Genomic DNA, 17,611 nt, shown 5'->3' on the forward strand with positions numbered 1-17,611 from the left:
TGAGATGTGGATATTCCACATAGATTTATAATCCATCGGTGGCCTTTCTCGACTATGGCAAAAGGCCTAGACGTTGGGACGATGAACATCCTGTCTGCTCAACAGGATGGCAACGACACGGTGTTCGTACAGCAGCGAAACTCCTTCGTAGAGATCGAGTACTCGGATATGGCCGAGCAGATGCTCTCGCGAAGCGAGGTGTTGCACATTCGCAAAGACGACAAAGTGTACGTCGTCGGCGACGACGCGCTGAACTTTGCGAACATCTTCAACAAGGAGACCCGCCGACCGATGAAACACGGGATCCTCTCGAACGACGAGAAGAGCGCGATTCCGATGATGAAACTCATCATCGAACAGGTCGTCGGCGAACCGGCCTACCCCGACGAGAAGCTGTATTTCTCGTCTCCAGCGGATCCGATCGACTCGGACCTGTCGACGCTGTATCACCAGAAGACGATCGAGTCGTTCCTCGACGATATGGGGTACGACTCCGAGCCGATCAACGAGGGAATGTCCGTCATCTACAGCGAACTCGCGGACAACAACTTCACTGGGCTCGGCATCAGTTTCGGTGCCGGGATGACGAACGTTTGTCTGTCCTACTACGCCGTGCCCGTTATGAAGTTCTCCGTCGCCCGCGGTGGGGACTGGGTCGACGAACAGGCTGCCCGCGCGACCGGCACGCCCGTCGACAAAGTCACCTCGATCAAAGAGGACGACTTCGAACTCGACTTCACGACCGACGTCGGCGGCGTCGAGGGGGCGCTCTCGATTTACTACGAGAACCTGCTGGACTACGTCATCGACAACATCGTGCAGGAAGTCGACGAGGAAGACGTCGAGGAAGGCCTCGATGTCCCCGTCGTCGTCACCGGCGGCACCTCGAGTCCGCGCGGCTTCGAGGCGCTGTTCCGAGACCACCTCGCGGACGCGAACATTCCGTTCTCGATCAGCGGCGTGACCCACGCCAACGAGCCACTCTACAGCGTGGCACGTGGTGGCCTCGTCGCTGCTCGCTCGGACGAAGACATCGACCACGACGCCGACGAGAAAGAAGTCGAAGCGGCCGCTGCAAACGAGTAACGTCGCAGTGTTTGCCGTGAGTGTCACCGGCGACGCTCACGGTTCGGCTATTCTCAGTGCTCAGTGGCGTCTTCGCGAGGGGTGGTGTCCTCGTAAAACCGGTTGAACGCGTCCCGCCAGGATTCGGGCTCGTCTTCCTCGCGGATGTGGTCGACAGGGACGTCCGCAAACCCACAGTGTGGACACGCCACTGTCGAGACGTCACCGAGCGAGAGTTCCTCGAGCGAGCCCTGACACCGTGGACACTTCATACGCCACTGTTAGACGGACTCTTCTTAACTCTATTCGAACTTGTCATGTCCACAGAACACCGCGTCACCAGGCTGTACGCGAGTCCCGAACCCGACGGAGCTATGACACTCGAGGCGAAACCCCCTCGAAATGGCCGGTCCGTCCCAACGAACCCTCGCTCGAGCGCTCGAGACGCTTGCGGATTTTCCCGAGCCATCGGCCGCCCTCGAGCAGTATCTCACGCCGCCGGAGATCGCCGCCCACATCTGCCATCAGACACGGTTACAGGGCGATCTGGATCGCTGGGTCGTCGACCTCGGGACCGGCACGGGGATGATCGCGATCGCGGCCACACTCGCGGGGGCCGAGCGGGTAGTCGGGATCGATATCGATCCCGACGCGCTCGCCGTCGCTCGGCAGAACGCCGCCCGAATCGACGAGGCGGGCCACGGGACGCTCGAGTGGCTCCGTGGTGACGTGACTCGGCCACCGCTTTCGCTTACCGATGCCACCGTCGTCTCGAACCCACCGTTTGGCGCCCAACGGGGCAACCGCCACGCCGACCGCGACTTCCTCGAGACGATCAGTTCGATCGCGAGCGTTTCCTACACGATCCACAACGAGGGCAGTCAGGATTTTGTCGAATCGTTTGCAACTGACGAGGGTGGCGAGGTGACCCACGGATTCAGCGCCGAGTTCCCCATCGAAAAGCGATTCGAGTTTCACACCGAAGCGGAGCAGACGCTCGAGGCGGAAGTGTTTCGAATCGAGTGGGACTAGTCGAGGTGCTCGAGGCGAGCGTAGCGACCGGCCCGCCAGCCGGTGACGAGGGCGACGACCGTCCCGACGACGATCGCGAGCGCGAGGCCGGCGACGTAGACCTCGAGTGGCGTCTGCAGGAGTGATTCGAAGCCGACGACCGACGACGCGAGGTGGTTGAGTCCCCTCGCGAGGACGGGTGTCGCCGCGAGGCCGGCGAGGCCACCGAAGAGGCCGATTACGAGTCCCTGCACGCCGATCGTGCCCGCGAGCACCCATCTCGAGAGTCCGATCGCCCGGAGCGCGGCGAGTTCGTCCCGTTGTTGGTAGGCGACGAGTGCGAACAGGTTGATCGTCAGGACGATGCCACCGACGAAGGCGAGGCCGACCAGCGTTGCCCCGCTGGCCAGCACGAGTGGTCGTTCTTCGAACATCGCGCTGACCTGCTCGTCGCTGGTGCGGACGTCGTATTCCGGGTACTCCTCGGCGAGATCGTCTCTGACAGCGTCCCGGTCGGCTCCGTCCTCGACGCTTGCGGTGATGAACGTCGCTCGATCGGTCCCGGTGGTGCCGGCGACGGCCTGCAGGTCGGTCAGCGGGACGGCTTCAGCGTCCGACCCCAGATACTGCGAGTAGTACCCAGCGATCCCGACGACGGTAAACTCGTGGTCTCGTGCCGTCTCCCGGCTGGTTCCGAGCGTGACCGTGTCGCCGACCGAGACGCCGAGTGCGTCGGCCGTGTTGGGGTCGAGAACGATCTCTTCGTTCCGCGGTTCGTCGCTGCGTTGGTGCGCTAAGTATTCCCCAGCCGAAACGTTGAGTTCGGTGTCGAACCCGCCGCCAGCCTCGAAGTCGAAGTCGTCGTGCGTTTTGTGGACGCCGACTGCGGACGTCCGTACGAGGTCGCCGTCGTCGGTTCCGACGTACACCTCGTGCATCGCCATCGGCGACGCCGAACTGATGTCGTCGCGCTCGGTCAACTCGGCCGACACGCCGTGAGCGCCGACGATCGGGTTCTCCGTCCCGCTGGCGGCGGGATCGATCGGATCGCTCGAGATCCAGATATCTCGATTCGCGTTCTCGAGGCCGTCTTCGCCCGTTTCGACGACGCCGACGCCGAGGCTGGCGAGCAGCGTCACCGAAAGCACGGCGAGCATGACGGCGAGGACGGTCAGCGCGGTTCGGCCCGGCGAGCGCCGAAGTTGGGCGAGTGCGAGGCCGACGACGGCGCGCAGCCGAACGACGGCGCGTCGCGGGCTCATCGACCCACCTCCGAGAGGACGGACGTGCGAGCGGCGACCGCGAGCGGATACGGCACGGCGACGAGCCCCGAAACGATCGCGACGCCGATGGCGTAGGGGACGATCACTGGATGTACCTGTGCGACGGCCCCCGGCGCGACGGTCGCGCTGGCCGCGGCGTTGAGGGCGTGAATGCCACCGATTCCGAGGATGACGCCCACCAACGCCCCACACAGCGTGGTGAGCAGCGTCGACACCGCGATGATGGTGAGCCGACTGTGCGTGGGATAGCCGACCGACTCGAGGACGGCGAGGGTTCGCCGGTCCTCGTTGACCGTCATCCCGGCCGTCGTCGCGACGAACGACGCACAGATCGTCACGCCGACGACGAGCGCGAGCAGGCTCGTCGCGAACGCGAGACCGTCGCCGAACAGCGCGGATGGATCGGTGCCGCCGGTCGACTGAACCGTCGCGTCGGGGTACGCTTCGGTTGCAGCTGTCGTGGCCGCGTCGGACTCGCCCCAGACGAGCACGTGGTCGGCGAGCTGGCCGTCGGAAGCGCCGGCGATCGTCTGGAGGTCGCTCAGGTGGACGAGCGCGACGGGGGAAGCGGCGTCGTCAGTGTTGCCGTCGCCTGTCTCGACGGCCGTCGCGGTAAACGACGACGCTGGCGTCTCCGACGAGCGATGCGGACCGGAGACCGTGAGGGTCGCGTCGGTATCGGCCTCGAGGCGGTCCGCAGCGGTCGCCGAGAGGACGATCTCGCCCGTTCGTGAGCCGTTGTACGAGCCGTTCGCGTACTGCGGATCGCCCGGCTCGAGCGACTCGGTCGAGAGGCCACCGACGGTTCGTGGCTCGTCGTCGGGGACGACGCCAACGAACAGGATCGTCCGCGCCTCGCCGTCCGCCGCCTCGAGTTGGACCGGCTCGACGAGCACCGGCGATGCGTGTGCGACGCCGTCGTCCGCGCGGATCGTCTCGGCGCGCTCGTTCGTCGCGCCGAGTCGCGGCCCTTCGACGCCGTCGACGGCCGACAGCGTGGCGCTCCCCTCTGGCGTGATTCGAACGTCAGCGTCGTCGTGGGTGACTGCGCTCCCGTCGGCGAGTCCCAGTGCGATGCCCGTGACGATCACCAACAGCGCGATCGTCAGCGCGACGGCTCCGATCGTCGCCACGAGTCGGCCGGATCTGGTTCGGATCGTGCGTCGCCACAGCCGAACGACCTCGAGGCCGACGAGGCCGCGCCAGCGGGCGCGACGCGTGCCGGTCGACGCCACGTCGAACCGATCGTCAGCGGCCATCCGTAACCACCTGTCCGTCGCGCAACCCGACCACGCGGTCGGCGACTGACAGCGTCGCGTCGTCGTGTGAGGCGACCAGCACGGCCCGGTTGCGACCGATATCGGTCAGGAGCTCGAGCACGTCCGCGCCGGTCGCCGTGTCGAGTTCGCCCGTCGGCTCGTCGGCGACGATGACGTCCGGATCAGTCACGAGCGCCCGCGCGATGGCGACGCGCTGGCGTTCGCCGCCGCTGAGTTCGCCCGGCAGGTGGCCCGTGCGATCAGCGAGTCCGACTCGCTCGAGCAACGCTTCGGCGCGCTCGCGTCGCGTCGCCGTTGGCACGCCCGCCTGAACGAGCGGCAACGCGACGTTCGCCCGCGCCGACAGCGACGGCAGGAGATGAAACCGCTGGAAGACGATGCCGATGTGCTGGCGGCGCAGTCGCGTTCGTTTCCGATCCGAGAGGGTAGTGATGTCGGTACCGAGTAGTTCGACGGTGCCGTCGGTCGGGACCAACAGCCCGGAGACCGTATGCAGGATCGTCGACTTGCCGCTCCCGCTCGGCCCCTTCAGCCCGACGATCTCGCCCGCACGAACCTCGATCGAGACGTTTCGAAGCGCCGTCACCGTTCGATCGCCGCCCGACCCAGCGCGGCCACCGCTCACGCCGTACTCGTGGGTGACGGCCTCGAGCCGAACGGCCGTCGTCGGTTCGGTGTCAGTACTCGTCCGACCGTCCGAGGAGACCGCCTGCTCCAGTGCGTGATTGCTCATCTGTCCGGAGTTCAACTCGGTCGGACCGATGGCACAGTCGGGTATTGTTTCTCTCCGGCTTCCGACAGCAAGGTCCTCGTTAACTCCGTGTCACGGCTACAACGAACTGGTTTCGTGTCACTACTGTCCGCCTGTTACGATCGTCAACGCCAGCGACGTGTTTGGGGCCGACAACCGTCGGAAGCGCCGGTGAAACGTGAACGTACTGGCGACTATTCGGACTCTGTATACGTCCGGCCGCCGTCGGTCGTCGGTGTCCCGTAAACTCGCCGTCGAAGCGTCTCGTTCCTCCCCCCGTTCTCACGCCTGCGGCCCGAACGAGCGACTCGAGTGCGGGTTCCGTGACGCCGAGTTGATCCGCTACGATCGCCAGAGTAGACAATAGTCTGCCACGTACGCACGGCGTTACGATCGGAGGAACGCTCCCAGCAGCCACAACTCGGTTTCAGTCGTACGTTTCCGCGCTCGCAACGGCGATCCGTGTGCCGTCCGAACTCGCGTAGATCGTCTCCTCCTCGCGCTCGAACGTCAGCCCACCTGCCGTCGTCGACGCTCCGTCGTCGGGTATCGGCGTCGTCTCGACGGTCCCGCTCTCGAGCGATTCCACGTTGAGGACGAACGTGCCGTCGTCGGACGCGATCGTTACGGTTCGGTTGTCGATGCGGACGTCGGCCCGTGAGGCATTGGATTCGTGTGCGAGTTGTCGGTCGTCGCCGTCGGCCCAGATCTCGACCTGATAGACGGTGTCGTTGCCGACCGGCTCCCAGCCGGTCCGTTCGACGTGGACGGTCTCGCGCCAGCCGGGACCGCCGACGACGATCGACTCCTCCCCGGTAAACGCGAGTCGTCGGGTCGGCACCGACTCCGCCCAGAGCTGGCGGCGCTCGCTCGCGACGATGACGCCGCTCGAGTCGATCGAGACGGCGTTCTCGAGCGGGCCGATCTGGACCGGTGCGGTCAGTTCGTTCTCGACACCTTCGGCGTACTGGACCGTGTAGTCCTCGATCTCGATTGCCGTGTCCGAGGACGCGGTGGAATCGTCCAGCACGAAGAAGTTGAGCGGGACCGCCATCCCCGCGAGAACCGCGAGCACGAGGAGGACGAGTGCGGACGCGGTCCGTCGGCGGTCGATGGTCGATTCGGTTCGGGTGCCGGCCGCGAGGTCGCCGATACGCTCGAGCCGTGGTCTCGCGGCCGCCGTGTGCTCGCCGGCGGCGCGGGCGATCTCGAGCGGTCGATCGACGGGTGAGTCGGAACGGGGACGGATGCGACCGAGTGCTCGCTCGAGTCGTCGTGGGAAGACGGCGTCCCGCGGATCGGCGGCTGCGAGTGTGATCACGAGCGCGAGCACGATGACGAGAAGCACGCCAGGACCTTGATAGAGGATAAAGGTGTCCTCGCTGCCGAACCAGTAGAGCTGCCACAGGCCCTGAACGAAGCCGTAGAGCAGGACAGCAGCCCAGAGCCGAAGCGGGTTCGGATAGCGGCTGCGCGAGCGAAGCAACGCGAGCCCCAGTACGAGGCCGATGAAGAAACCGAGCGCGTGGCCCTGAATGGCGATCCCAGCCCACGACGGGGCCGACGGTGGGCGCGGCTCGGCGACGTAGACCCGGATCGGGGTCTGAAGCGCTCGATACAGTATCAACGCGACGCTCTGGACGCCGAGCACGCCGACGATGGTGGTGATCGGATACTGGACGAGCGCGAACGCGGCGAAGGCGAAGACGACCCCCGAGAACCCGATCACGGGGCCGAGTGCGAACAGACTCGTGAGCAGTCCGATCCCGACCACGGCGAGCGGAAAGAGAATCAGCGCGCGCACCCACGGATCGGCCCGCCACGAGTCACCTGCTTCCGAATCGCGTCCGTTCGGATAGTGCCCCCACGCGTACTCCGCGATCGGGGCGACGACGAGGGTTCCGGAGAGGTTCCCGATGAGGTGGCCTGAACTGGCGTGGGAGAACGGTGCCGTCAGCATTCCGAGCGGGTAGAAGTACGAGTACGCCCGATAGGGAATCGTCACCGGGTCATCGAACGCCGTGAGCCCGTCTTGAACGAACAGATAGACGCTGCAGACAAAGGCGATCACGACCAGCGAGCCCCACGGAACCCCCATCACGAGCCGCGAGCGCGCGACGGCCAACCACCCGCGCTCGGAGCGGTGCAGTCGACTGACGACCGCCAGCGAGACGAGCAGCGCCACTACCGTGAGCAGCGCCAGTCCACCCCGCAGGAGCGCCCCAGTCGAGAACATATCCTGTGGTTCGGGCGAGGCTGTATATGGATTTCTTCTCCGGCTCACTCGTCCGGGGGCCGTCCGCCCGAAAGGAAAGGTACAAGCGGCCGACGGACGGAAAAGGGACTATGGAACTGCGGGTCACCGAGAGCAGCGAGGACGAACTCTCGATCGAAATCACCGGCGAGGACCACACGTTCATGAACGTCCTCAAGGGTGCACTGCTCGAGCACGAAGACGTAAGCGCCGCCACCTACGACGTCAACCCCGAACAGTCGGGCGGCCAGACCGAACCGATCCTGACGATCAAAACCGAAGGCGGCGTCGACCCCCTCGAGGCGCTCGAGGACGCAGCGGTCACCGTCCGCGAGAAGGCCACCTCGTTCCGGGACGCGTTCGAAGCCGCTGCGTAAGCGCGATACAGACCCGAATCGAGCGCTGAGCGTTTTTGCGGTTTTCCGATTTTCCCTCGAGACACGTGGCTGTCGATCGACAGCAAGGGGACTCGAGTCGACGCGACTCGTATCGCCTCAGCACGTCGCGTAGAACACGTAGACGGTGCCGTCGGCGACGTGGAGATCGAGCCCTTCGCGGTCGTAGTCGCCGTCGTCGGTGCTGTCACGGAGGGCCGCCGCGACGTCGTCGGCGAGTGCCGCCTCGTCGTCGTAGTCGGCGATCGATAGGGTTCCCGCCGGGAGCTGTCCCGCGTAGGGCTCGCCCCGACAGTCGACGCCGAAGTCGCTCGGCTCCACCGGCTCGGGCCTGGACTCCTCGTACTCGATCGCCACGAAAGCGCGGTTCATGTACTCGGCGTAGGCCGCGAGGTCGTCGTCGTACGTTCGTGACGCGTCTCCACTACGATTGGCCTCGAGTCGGTCGTGTACCTCGCGTTCCGTCGCCTCGAGGTCGATACCGGCGGCTTGCGTGCCCTCGCCGGGTGCGTCGGGCGGCGACGGTGCGCCGAGACCGGGGATGATCGAGAGCGGGATAATCCCGGTCGCAAACAGTGCGACGACCACGCCGAACACGAGGAGAATCGGGGCGTAGGGTCTGGCGACCTCGAGCCAACTCGGCGTCTCGAGGTCGCGGTCGACGTCGTCGTAGGCCTGTTCGGTCTTTTCGAGGTCGGGATTGCCACAGCGCGAACACGGCGGGTTGTTTTTGACGTGCTGGCGACCGCAGTTCGGACACTGCCAGACGTACGTCGTCCCGGTGTCGACCGTTTCGGTCCTCGGGACCGTCGGCTCGTCACCTTCGCGGACGACGGCCTTCTCGAAGGTGTTGTGTCCGCAGTTCTCACAGGGAGGGTCGTTCTCCGCGTGTGGTTTGCCACACCACGTACACCGCCACTTCACTGGTTGTAGAGCACGACCGTGTCGGTATAAGCGTATTGGAAAACGGAATGCGTCACTGCGTCGGCTCGTCGTCGCGGCTCAGCGTCGGACCGGAACGTCCCGCTCGTCGAGGTATTCCTTGACGTCTTCGATCGAGTACTCGTCGAAGTGGAAGATCGATGCGGCGAGGCCGGCGTCGGCGTCGGCCTCGGTGAACACCTCGTACATGTCCTCGGGACTGCCACAGCCCGAGGAGGCGATAACCGGGGTGTCGACGGCCTCGGTGACGGCTGTCGTCAGCGGGATGTCGTAACCGTCTTTCGTCCCGTCCTTGTCGATCGAGTTGACGAACAACTCGCCCGCACCCCGCGTTTCGGCCTCTTTGGCCCACTCGAGGACGTCGATCCCGGTCCCTTCGCGGCCGCCTTTTTTGGTACACTCGAACCAGCAGGATTCGCCGTCGATTTCGACGTAGTTCTCACCCTGCTCGTCGAACCGCCTGCGGGCGTCGACGCTGATGACGATACACTGGCTGCCGAACGCTTTCGCGCCCTCGTTGACCAGTTCGGGGCGCTCGAGTGCGCCCGTCGTGATCGAGACTTTGTCCGCACCGGCGCGGAGGGTCTCTTTGATGTCGTCGGTGGTGCGGATGCCCCCGCCGACGGTCAGCGGAATAAAGACCTCGTCGGCGACGCGCTCGACGACGTCGAGCATGGTTTCGCGCCCCTCCGCCGAGGCGGTGATGTCGAGGAAGACGAACTCGTCGGCTCCGGCCTCGTTGTACGCTTTGGCCATCTCGACCGGATCGCCGGTGTACTTGAGATCCTCGAAGTGAACGCCAGTGTAGACCGCCGGATTCCCGTCGTCGTCCAGATCGACGTCGATACACGGGATGATTCGCTTCGTCAGTGTCATTTACTATCCGTGCGTTCGCACCCGGGATAGTAAAGCCGTCTGGATCGAACAGTTCCTGCTCGAGTCTCGAGCCGTTGCAGGTGCCTTTAAGATGCCCAGTCGGCAACACCTGCATATGGCAGACGATACGGAGCAATCGGTGGATGAGGATTCGGGTGCCGACGTCGGTCACGACCTCGAGGCCGAGCGAACGACGGCCCCGATGAGCGACTACTCCTCGAGCGCGGTCGCGATCGGCTTCGTGGTCATGCTCGTCGGCGCGGCGGTGGCATTCGGCGTCCCGCTGCTAACGATCGGACTGTAGCGAACCACCGATCACGCGAAACGGAGAAGTTAGAAGACGTACTCGTCGTCGTGGCCCATCATGCCGTCGTCTTCGAGGCCAGTGCCGCCTGTTCCCTCTTCTTGATCCATCGGTCCGCTGGTCTTGTAGGCCTTAATGCCCGTCGACAGGAGATCCTCGATCGCTTCTTCCCGGTTGACGAACTCGCCGCGTTCGACCATCTGGGCGATCTGCATCTCGAGGTGCTCCGGTATGGTGATCTCTACTTTCGGCATCTGATTCGGCTTTCGGCGAGGGGGTATTTAGGTTTGACGGGGACACCAGACTGGACAGCTGCTCCCGTCGCCTGCAGGACGGCCTCGACCGACTACTCGTCGCTTCTCGCTTGACTCGTCTCGCTGTGAAAAACCGGTGGGACGGTCGTGTAGCGGTTCAGGACGGCGATTGCCAGTAGTCGTACTCGTGGTTGCCGAGGATTACTTGTTCCCCATCATCGAATCCAACGCGTTCTTCAGCGTCGTCCCCGGCTGGGTGATTGCCTCGAGTTGCCGGCGCATCTTTCGCTGGTTGAAGTAACTCGCGAACGCGAGGATGGTCGGCGGCCAGAGACCGACGAACAGCCCTCGTTCTCGGTCACCACGCAGGAAGAAGTAGTACCATGAGAGTCCGACCGACGCGGCCGATGCGAGGACTGCCGGGCCGATGGCTTGCTCGCCGGCGTCTGTCGGTGCCTGTGCGGAGACGTCTCGTTCGCTCAGTTGCTGTTTGCTCGCCATACAGCACGCACGTCGCCGAGACGGTACTAAGGGGTGGCGAGGGTTTCGAACGGTAGTGCCCGACTTGTGACGGGTGGCTAATCATTTCGTGCTGTTTCGATCTCCGTTCCGTCCTCGAAATCCGGCGTTGTACACGGTCGATCGGTCGCTCGAGTGGCTCGTCCTCGGCTGCCCGTGCCGACGGCAGGCGCCACAGCTACAGTCGTCGAGGCGAACGAACGCATATGAGCGACAAGAGCACGGACGTGACGGATCTCTACGAGGAGTTTGGCGACGAGCGCCTTCCGCCGGGACAGCGCGAAACGTCGGCGTTTCCGGTGCTGTCGAAAGGCCCGACACCGGACTGGGATCCCGAGACGTGGGAGTTTACCGTCACCGGCGCCGTCGAGACCGAACTTTCGTTTTCGTGGGACGAGTTCCGTGAACTGCCGAGCGTGACCCAGCGCCAGGATTTTCACTGCGTCACCGGCTGGAGCAGGTTCGACTGTTCGTTTACCGGCGTACCGTTCCTCGAACTCGCCGAGCGCGCGGGCGTCATCGACGACGCCGACGCCGGCGAACAGCGGTCGACGGGCAACCCGACGGCGTCGGGACAAGCCGTCCACGTCATGTTCTCGGCGCTCGACGGCTACACGACGGATCTCCCGCTCGAGGACTGTCTTCGCGAAGAGGTGCTGTTCGCGTGGGGGTACGACGGCGAGCAGTTGCCGACCGACCACGGTGGGCCGCTGCGAGTCGTCACCCCGCACCGATACGCCTACAAGGGGGCAAAGTGGGTCGACGGTATCGAGTTCCTCACGGACCCTCAACGTGGCTATTGGGAACGGCGTGGCTACTCGCGAACGGCAGATCCGTGGCAGGAAGAACGATACAGCTAACCGCGGCAGTTCTCTGGAATAGTTAGGCTGAAGACGCGGCGGTCCTGAGATGCGGTCAATGGATGGATCGTCGGGTGGGCGTCGACTGACGGCTGATACGGAGTCACCGCCAGCCGACGAACCGACCGATCTCGTTAGCTACAGCCGCGAACTCGAGGACGTTTCGTTCAGCGCGATCATCGACGCCGACGGCGACGCTCGAGTTCTGTGGGCCACCCCCGACGGCCTCGAGGTCGTCGGACGGGGTATCGCCGCGCGACTGTCCGCACGCGGACCGGACCGGTTCGAGCATATTCGAGCGACTGCCGATCGAGCGTTCGACGGGCTCGATCACGTGGGACCGCACGTCGCTCGCCCGCGAGCGTTCGGCGGGGTGTCGTTCCACGACGAACACGAGCCCGGCCCGCCGTGGACCGACTTCGATGCGGCCGCGTTCGTCGTTCCACGGGTCCTCGTCGTTCGTAGCGAGGACGGAACCTGGCTGACTGCCGTTGGAGACGACTCCGACGCGACACAGGACCGCCTCGAGCGCTGGCACGACCGGCTGGCCGACATGCCGGCGATGCAGCCAAGCGGCACCGGTCCCGGCGTCGAATCGACACGGCGGACGACCTCGCAGGCCGCCTGGACCGAGCAGGTCGAGGCCGCCCTCGAGCGCATCGAGCAGGGGACGATCACGAAGGTCGTCCTCGCACAGTCACTGTCTGTCGCCCTCGAGGAGCCGATCGACGTCCCCGGCACGCTCGAGCGCCTGCGCCGGCAGTATCCGAACTGCTATCGGTTCCTGATCGGCCCCGACGACGGCGGGACGTTCTTCGGTGCGCCGCCGGAACGTCTCGTCTCGAAACGCGGGACACACGTCGAAACGGAGGCGCTCGCCGGCTCGGTTCCACGCGGCGAGACGCCCGAAGCGGACGACGCTCACGCCGAGGAGATGCGCGACAGCGAGAAGGTCCAGCGCGAACACGGCCTCGTCGTCGAGGCGATTCACGACCAACTCGATCCCCTCGCCTCGGTCGACGTCGCCGACCAGACGATCAGACGGCTCGCGACGATTCAGCACTTACAGACGCCGATCACGGCGACGCTCGAGGACGATCGCCACGTCCTCGAACTCGTCGAAGCGCTGCATCCGACGCCTGCCGTCGGCGGCGTGCCGCCCGCGGCGGCGTGGGAGACGATCCGTGAGACGGAGACCTTCGACCGCGGCTGGTACGCTGCGCCGATCGGCTGGTTCGACGCCGCCGGCGACGGCGAGTTCGCGGTTGGCCTCCGATCCGGGGTCGCAAGCGACGACACGGTGACGCTCTTTGCCGGCAGCGGTATCGTCGCCGACAGCGACCCCGACGACGAGTGGGACGAGGTACAGCTAAAGTTCCGACCGATCCTCGACGAACTGCGGTGATCCGATGAGTGCACCGAACCCTGCGACGCTGTGGGGCCGCGTTCTCGTCGACGAACTTGCGAAGGGCGGCCTCGAGGCCGTCTGTATCGCCCCCGGCAGTCGCTCGACGCCGCTGACAGTCGCCTTCGCGGCCCACCCCGAGATCGACGTCTACTCGCATCTCGACGAGCGCTCGGCGGCCTTTTTCGCGCTCGGTCGTGCTCGACGCACGGGAGAGCCGACGGCGCTGGTCTGTACGTCGGGCACAGCGGCGGCGAACTTCCACCCCGCCGTGATGGAGGCCGATCAGGCCCGCGTGCCGCTGCTCGTGTTGACGGCCGACCGGCCCGCCGAACTCCGCGACAGCGGCGCGAACCAGACGGTCGATCAGGTCAAACTCTACGGCGACGCGGTCCGCTGGTATGCGGAACTGCCCGACCCCGAAGCCGACGAGCGCAAGGTCCGAAGTCTTCGGACGACCGCCGCACGAGCGCTCGCCGAAACCGGCGGTCCAGATCCCGGTCCCGTCCACCTGAACTGCCCCTTTCGAAAGCCGCTCGAGCCACTCGAGGTCCCGGATGCCGTCCCCGACGCATTCGCGGAGACGCTGGCCGGGACGGGCCGGGAGGACGCGTTCGTCGAGACCGAAACGGGGTCGATGACCCTCGAGGCCGACCGTCTTCGGCCACTTCTCGCCGCCTTAGAGGACGCCGAGCGTCCGCTGATCGTCGCGGGGCCGGCCGATCCCGCGGCGATCTCCGGACTCAACCCTGAACACGTCGTCGCGGTCGCCGATCGCGTCGGGGCACCGATCCTCGCCGACCCGCTTTCGAACCTGCGATTCGGGCCGCACGTCGAAACCGGCTCCGACTACCGCTGCGTCTACGGCGGCTACGACGGCTACATAAGCGAGCTGCCGGCACCGGACGTCGTCGTCCGCGTCGGTGCCTCACCGACCTCGAAACCGCTGCGCCACGCCCTGCGAGACAGCGACGCCCGCCAGTTCCTGCTCGACCCCGCCGGCGCGTGGCGCGAGGCGACGTTCACCGCGACGGAACTGCTCGCAACCGACCTCGGCTCCGCCTTCGAGACGCTGGCCGAGTTGTTCGAGAACGGAGCAGCGATCGAGACGGACGTGGATGAAGAGTGGCGAGCCCGGTTCGACGCCGCCGAACGCACCCACTGGCGCGTTCGTGACGATGCCCTCGCCGCGGACGCCCTCGAGTCCGTCGACGAGCCCTTCGAAGGCGCGGTCCTCGCGACCGTCTTCGAGGCAGCGACCGATCCGGCGACCATCTTCGTCTCCAACAGCATGCCGATCCGAGATGCGGACCGGTTCGCTCGACCACAGCGCGCCGACCTGACGGTGCTCGGCAACCGTGGTGCAAGCGGTATCGACGGCATCACGAGCACGGCGCTGGGTGCCGGCAGCGCGACCGACGATCCGCTGGTGCTCGTCACCGGCGATCTGGCCTTCTATCACGACTCGAACGGGCTGCTCGCTGTCGACCGCTGTGACGTCGACGCGACCATCGTCCTGCTGGACAACGACGGCGGCGGTATCTTCCACAAACTCCCGATCGAGGACTTCGAGCCGCCGTTTACGGCACAGTTCAAAACGCCCCACGGCCTCGAGTTCGAGCCGCTGGGCGACCTTTATGGCCTCGAGTTCGACCGCGTCGAGCCGCACGAATTCGGCGACGCGTATCGCGAGTCGCTCGAGTCCGCGGGCACACAGGTACTCGCCGTCGACTTCGAGTCGGAAGCGAACCACCGACGACGGGACGCGCTCCAGACGCGCGTACTCGAGGACCTCACCGTCACCGACCAATGATTGGCGCAGTCAGGGCCGAAGCGTCCACTAGAGCCCGAGAGCGTACCCGAACGGTAGCCAGACGAAGCCGATTGCGAGTACTCCGATAACCGAAACCGGGGCGACGACGCCGCTCCAGAATCCGAACAGGACAACCGCGATTCGCGGTCACGAACACACCCGCGAGTGCGAGCGTACACGCGGCGACGAAGACCGGGTACAGAAGCCAGAGCCCACCGAGTGCCACCGCTGTCGTGTGACTGATCGGGCGGCCCTCCCACTCGAAGTCGCCGTCCTAGTCGTGGATGGCATACCGGACGTCGGTCGTCGAGTCTTCGGTGGTTTCGTTGGCCAGCACTGCCAAAAGCCGTATCGAATTGATATGTAGTTTGGCGTGATCGACCGTCAGTTAGTGGTAGCTGGCCGCCATATGAATCACTTACTGCTATACAAAATGCTGCTCGAGTCGTGAGCCAAGACAGTCTCTGAAACCTACTACGACCGCCCGCGGTCGGCTGTCGAGGGGAAGACGGACGTCGAACTCCTCCCCGACGACGAGCAGGCCCGTCGCTTCCACGAGGACGACCTCGAGGTCATCAAGTCGGGCGAATCCCTGTTCATCCCCGAGGAAGCGCTCACGACTGCTGACGGCGAGACGCGGATCTTCCAGACGACCAAACTCCCGTACGAAATCGCCGGAACCGGAGAACTAGTCGTGCTGGGGTACGCTCGCGACGTGACCGAACTCAAAGCATACGAACGCCAACTCGAGACCCAGCGCGACAATCTCGAAGTGCTCAACCAGGTCGTTCGCCACGACATCCGAAACGACCTCCAGTTGGTGTTGGCCTACGCGGAGACCCTCGAGGACGTCGTCGACGAGGCGGGCCGCGAGTACGTCGAGCAGGTACTCGCGAGCGCACGCGATGCCGTGTCGATCACTGAAACGGCCAGAGACGTCGCTGAGGTACTGTTACAGGCCGATGCCGAGCCGACGCAGATGCGGCTTCGATACACGCTCGAGCACGAACTCGACGAGGTCCGATCGACGTACGAGCACGCGGTCGTGACGACCGAGGGCACGATTCCGAGCGTCGACGTCGTCGGCGACGACATGCTCGAGTCGGTGTTCCGAAACCTGCTGACGAACGCGATCGAGCACAACGATGCGGCGATTCCGGAGGTGACGGTATCCGCGGGCATCGAGGGTGACGACGTCGTCGTTCGGATCGTGGACAACGGATCGGGAATCCCGACGAGCGCAAGGCGACGATCTTCGAGGAGGGGGAGAAGGGCCTCGAGAGCGACGGCACCGGGCTGGGGCTGTATCTGGTTCGGACGCTCGTCGACCGATACGACGGCGAGGTCTGGGTCGAGGACAGAGCTGAACACTGGCCCGCGGACGACCGAGAGGCTGCCGAGGGCGAACCCACGGGCAGCGTCTTCGCCGTTCGGCTCCCGGTCGCGTCGTGATCGGTGACGACGCGAACCTATTTCAGCCGCCGCGGTCCAACTGCGAACCGATGGTTTCGGAACTCTTCGACGACACACTGTGGGAACCGGTCGCAGAACTGAACGACGAGTTCACCGATATTACGTACCACCGCGCGGTCGACTCGGGCACGGTTCGGATCGCGTTCGACCGACCCGACGTTCGCAACGCGTTCCGGCCGGGGACGGTCGACGAACTGTACGACGCCTTGGACCACGCTAAACGCCAGACTGACGTGGGCTGTATCCTGCTGACCGGCAACGGCCCCTCCTCAAAAGACGGCGGCTGGGCGTTCTGTTCCGGCGGCGATCAGACGGTCCGCGGCGAGGACGGCTATCAGTACGAAGGGGACGAGGAGAGCGAGGCGCAAAGCGTTCGAGAATCGCAAGGCGATTCTCGCAGCCCATCAGAAGTGCATTGCACTTCTGAGGACGCCTCGGAAGACGCGAGCGGGCAGGGCCCGCGAGCGCGTGCCTCCGAGCAGGGTCGACTGCACATCCTCGAGGTCCAGCGCCTCATTCGCCACATCCCGAAAGTCGTCGTCTGCGTCGTGCCGGGCTGGGCCGTCGGCGGTGGCCACTCGCTGCACGTCGTCTGTGATCTCACGCTCGCGAGCGAAGAGCACGCGAAGTTCCTCCAGACCGACCCCGACGTCGCGAGCTACGACGCCGGCTTCGGTTCGGCCTACCTCGCCAAGCAGATCGGCCAGAAGAAGGCTCGAGAGGTGTTCTTCCTCGGAAAGACGTACTCGGCCGACGAGGCGGCGGAGATGGGGATGGTCAACGAAGTCGTTCCCCACGAGGAGTTAGAAGAGACGGCCCTCGAGTGGGGCGACCGAATCAACGCGAAGAGCCCGACGGCGATGCGGATGCTCAAGTACGCGTTCAATATGACCGACGACGGGCTGGTTGGCCAGCAGGTCTTCGCCGGCGAGGCGACCCGGCTCGGGTACATGACCGACGAGGCCAAGGAGGGACGCGACGCGTTCGTCGAGGGGCGCGACCCCGAGTTCGACGAGTTCCCGTGGCACTACTGACGGACGCTGCTCGAGAGTCAACCTCCACAGGTTCGTTTTCATGACTCGGCTGTAGCGACCGCGAACGGCCGCACACGTTCGGTTTCTGTCGT

Annotated in this window: 18 protein-coding genes and 1 pseudogene; 10 read left to right on the forward strand and 9 right to left on the reverse strand. The window is 65.2% G+C overall.

Annotation, left to right across the window (positions count from 1 at the left end; translation table 11 throughout):
* Positions 1-54 precede the first annotated feature (54 nt).
* Positions 55-1,086: a disk-shape morphogenesis protein volactin gene (locus GCU68_RS15095; protein WP_152942973.1), complete on the forward strand. Its 1,032-nt coding sequence runs from the start codon at positions 55-57 to the stop codon at positions 1,084-1,086.
* A 53-nt stretch (positions 1,087-1,139) separates the two neighbouring features.
* Here GCU68_RS15095 and GCU68_RS15100 read toward each other — a convergent pair whose 3' ends face one another.
* Positions 1,140-1,337 carry a TFIIB-type zinc ribbon-containing protein gene (locus tag GCU68_RS15100; protein WP_152942975.1) on the reverse strand — a complete coding sequence of 66 codons (198 nt, stop codon included), beginning with the start codon at positions 1,335-1,337 and terminating at the stop codon, positions 1,140-1,142.
* A gap of 130 nt (positions 1,338-1,467) precedes the next feature.
* Between GCU68_RS15100 and GCU68_RS15105 the strand changes: the two genes are divergently transcribed.
* A complete protein-coding gene (locus GCU68_RS15105) occupies positions 1,468-2,097 on the forward strand; it encodes an METTL5 family protein (protein ID WP_152942977.1) in 630 nt (209 codons plus the stop codon).
* On the opposite strand, the gene GCU68_RS15110 is transcribed toward GCU68_RS15105, so the two are convergent.
* The 4 genes from GCU68_RS15110 to GCU68_RS15125 form a co-directional block, all read right to left on the reverse strand.
* A complete protein-coding gene (locus GCU68_RS15110) occupies positions 2,094-3,338 on the reverse strand; it encodes an ABC transporter permease (RefSeq protein ID WP_152942979.1) in 1,245 nt (414 codons plus the stop codon). The genes GCU68_RS15105 and GCU68_RS15110 overlap by 4 nt on opposite strands.
* On the reverse strand, positions 3,335-4,618 hold the full coding sequence (locus GCU68_RS15115) for an ABC transporter permease (RefSeq protein WP_152942981.1): 1,284 nt from the start codon (positions 4,616-4,618) through the stop codon (positions 3,335-3,337). Before GCU68_RS15115 ends, GCU68_RS15110 begins: the two co-directional genes overlap by 4 nt.
* Positions 4,608-5,372, reverse strand: coding sequence for an ABC transporter ATP-binding protein (locus GCU68_RS15120; protein WP_152942983.1), 765 nt, complete (start codon positions 5,370-5,372; stop codon positions 4,608-4,610). Before GCU68_RS15120 ends, GCU68_RS15115 begins: the two co-directional genes overlap by 11 nt.
* Positions 5,373-5,817: 445 nt before the next feature.
* Positions 5,818-7,626 (reverse strand): rhomboid family intramembrane serine protease, encoded by a 1,809-nt coding sequence (locus GCU68_RS15125; RefSeq protein ID WP_152942985.1) that lies wholly within the window; start codon positions 7,624-7,626, stop codon positions 5,818-5,820.
* Positions 7,627-7,736: 110 nt separating this feature from the next.
* On the opposite strand from GCU68_RS15125, the gene GCU68_RS15130 reads away from it, so the two are divergent.
* Entirely contained in the window at positions 7,737-8,021 is a 285-nt protein-coding gene (locus GCU68_RS15130; RefSeq protein WP_152942987.1) for a DNA-directed RNA polymerase subunit L, read from the forward strand.
* Between the two features lie 117 nt (positions 8,022-8,138).
* Here the strand turns inward: GCU68_RS15130 and GCU68_RS15135 are convergent, their stop codons facing one another.
* On the reverse strand, positions 8,139-8,963 hold the full coding sequence (locus GCU68_RS15135; protein ID WP_152942989.1) for a hypothetical protein: 825 nt from the start codon (positions 8,961-8,963) through the stop codon (positions 8,139-8,141).
* A 78-nt stretch (positions 8,964-9,041) separates the two neighbouring features.
* Positions 9,042-9,857, reverse strand: a complete 816-nt coding sequence (gene hisF, locus GCU68_RS15140; RefSeq protein ID WP_152942991.1) for an imidazole glycerol phosphate synthase subunit HisF — start codon at positions 9,855-9,857, stop codon at positions 9,042-9,044.
* A gap of 115 nt (positions 9,858-9,972) precedes the next feature.
* Here hisF and GCU68_RS15145 point away from each other — a divergent pair, with 115 nt between their 5' ends.
* Entirely contained in the window at positions 9,973-10,161 is a 189-nt protein-coding gene (locus tag GCU68_RS15145; protein WP_152942993.1) for a DUF7550 family protein, read from the forward strand.
* Between the two features lie 29 nt (positions 10,162-10,190).
* Here the strand turns inward: GCU68_RS15145 and GCU68_RS15150 are convergent, their stop codons facing one another.
* Together GCU68_RS15150 and GCU68_RS15155 are read right to left on the reverse strand one after the other, a co-directional pair.
* Positions 10,191-10,415, reverse strand: coding sequence for a ribbon-helix-helix domain-containing protein (locus GCU68_RS15150; RefSeq protein ID WP_152942995.1), 225 nt, complete (start codon positions 10,413-10,415; stop codon positions 10,191-10,193).
* 201 nt (positions 10,416-10,616) lie between these two features.
* Complete coding sequence (locus GCU68_RS15155) at positions 10,617-10,916, reverse strand: hypothetical protein (RefSeq protein WP_152942996.1); 300 nt, start codon at positions 10,914-10,916, stop codon at positions 10,617-10,619.
* Between the two features lie 224 nt (positions 10,917-11,140).
* Here GCU68_RS15155 and GCU68_RS15160 point away from each other — a divergent pair, with 224 nt between their 5' ends.
* The 6 genes and pseudogenes from GCU68_RS15160 to GCU68_RS15180 all read left to right on the forward strand — a co-directional run bounded on the left by GCU68_RS15160 (position 11,141) and on the right by GCU68_RS15180 (position 17,519).
* A complete protein-coding gene (locus GCU68_RS15160) occupies positions 11,141-11,794 on the forward strand; it encodes a sulfite oxidase-like oxidoreductase (protein WP_152942998.1) in 654 nt (217 codons plus the stop codon).
* 58 nt (positions 11,795-11,852) lie between these two features.
* Positions 11,853-13,199 carry an isochorismate synthase gene (locus tag GCU68_RS15165; protein ID WP_152943000.1) on the forward strand — a complete coding sequence of 449 codons (1,347 nt, stop codon included), beginning with the start codon at positions 11,853-11,855 and terminating at the stop codon, positions 13,197-13,199.
* Positions 13,200-13,203: 4 nt separating this feature from the next.
* The gene (gene menD / locus GCU68_RS15170; protein WP_152943002.1) at positions 13,204-15,012 is read left to right on the forward strand and encodes a 2-succinyl-5-enolpyruvyl-6-hydroxy-3-cyclohexene-1-carboxylic-acid synthase; all 1,809 of its coding nucleotides are present in this window, start codon (positions 13,204-13,206) and stop codon (positions 15,010-15,012) included.
* Positions 15,013-15,535: 523 nt separating this feature from the next.
* A pseudogene (locus GCU68_RS22185) lies at positions 15,536-15,682 on the forward strand (hypothetical protein); the annotation flags it as partial.
* A gap of 24 nt (positions 15,683-15,706) precedes the next feature.
* Positions 15,707-16,471 (forward strand): sensor histidine kinase, encoded by a 765-nt coding sequence (locus GCU68_RS21970; RefSeq protein WP_449411961.1) that lies wholly within the window; start codon positions 15,707-15,709, stop codon positions 16,469-16,471.
* A 43-nt stretch (positions 16,472-16,514) separates the two neighbouring features.
* Complete coding sequence (locus tag GCU68_RS15180) at positions 16,515-17,519, forward strand: 1,4-dihydroxy-2-naphthoyl-CoA synthase (RefSeq protein WP_152943004.1); 1,005 nt, start codon at positions 16,515-16,517, stop codon at positions 17,517-17,519.
* Positions 17,520-17,611: the final 92 nt, after the last annotated feature.

The organism is Natronorubrum aibiense, assembly GCF_009392895.1.
Lineage (GTDB): Archaea > Halobacteriota > Halobacteria > Halobacteriales > Natrialbaceae > Natronorubrum > Natronorubrum aibiense.

Excerpts from the sequence above, each read along its gene's own strand:
- GCU68_RS15095 (WP_152942973.1), top strand. The coding sequence starts at position 55 with ATGGCAAAAGGCCTAGACGTTGGGACGATGAACATCCTGTCTGCTCAA.
- GCU68_RS15100 (WP_152942975.1), bottom strand. The coding sequence starts at position 1,337 with ATGAAGTGTCCACGGTGTCAGGGCTCGCTCGAGGAACTCTCGCTCGGT.
- GCU68_RS15105 (WP_152942977.1), top strand. The coding sequence starts at position 1,468 with ATGGCCGGTCCGTCCCAACGAACCCTCGCTCGAGCGCTCGAGACGCTT.
- GCU68_RS15110 (WP_152942979.1), bottom strand. The coding sequence starts at position 3,338 with ATGAGCCCGCGACGCGCCGTCGTTCGGCTGCGCGCCGTCGTCGGCCTC.
- GCU68_RS15115 (WP_152942981.1), bottom strand. The coding sequence starts at position 4,618 with ATGGCCGCTGACGATCGGTTCGACGTGGCGTCGACCGGCACGCGTCGC.
- GCU68_RS15120 (WP_152942983.1), bottom strand. The coding sequence starts at position 5,372 with ATGAGCAATCACGCACTGGAGCAGGCGGTCTCCTCGGACGGTCGGACG.
- GCU68_RS15125 (WP_152942985.1), bottom strand. The coding sequence starts at position 7,626 with ATGTTCTCGACTGGGGCGCTCCTGCGGGGTGGACTGGCGCTGCTCACG.
- GCU68_RS15130 (WP_152942987.1), top strand. The coding sequence starts at position 7,737 with ATGGAACTGCGGGTCACCGAGAGCAGCGAGGACGAACTCTCGATCGAA.
- hisF (WP_152942991.1), bottom strand. The coding sequence starts at position 9,857 with ATGACACTGACGAAGCGAATCATCCCGTGTATCGACGTCGATCTGGAC.
- GCU68_RS15145 (WP_152942993.1), top strand. The coding sequence starts at position 9,973 with ATGGCAGACGATACGGAGCAATCGGTGGATGAGGATTCGGGTGCCGAC.
- GCU68_RS15150 (WP_152942995.1), bottom strand. The coding sequence starts at position 10,415 with ATGCCGAAAGTAGAGATCACCATACCGGAGCACCTCGAGATGCAGATC.
- GCU68_RS15155 (WP_152942996.1), bottom strand. The coding sequence starts at position 10,916 with ATGGCGAGCAAACAGCAACTGAGCGAACGAGACGTCTCCGCACAGGCA.
- GCU68_RS15160 (WP_152942998.1), top strand. The coding sequence starts at position 11,141 with ATGAGCGACAAGAGCACGGACGTGACGGATCTCTACGAGGAGTTTGGC.
- GCU68_RS15165 (WP_152943000.1), top strand. The coding sequence starts at position 11,853 with ATGGATGGATCGTCGGGTGGGCGTCGACTGACGGCTGATACGGAGTCA.
- menD (WP_152943002.1), top strand. The coding sequence starts at position 13,204 with ATGAGTGCACCGAACCCTGCGACGCTGTGGGGCCGCGTTCTCGTCGAC.
- GCU68_RS15180 (WP_152943004.1), top strand. The coding sequence starts at position 16,515 with ATGGTTTCGGAACTCTTCGACGACACACTGTGGGAACCGGTCGCAGAA.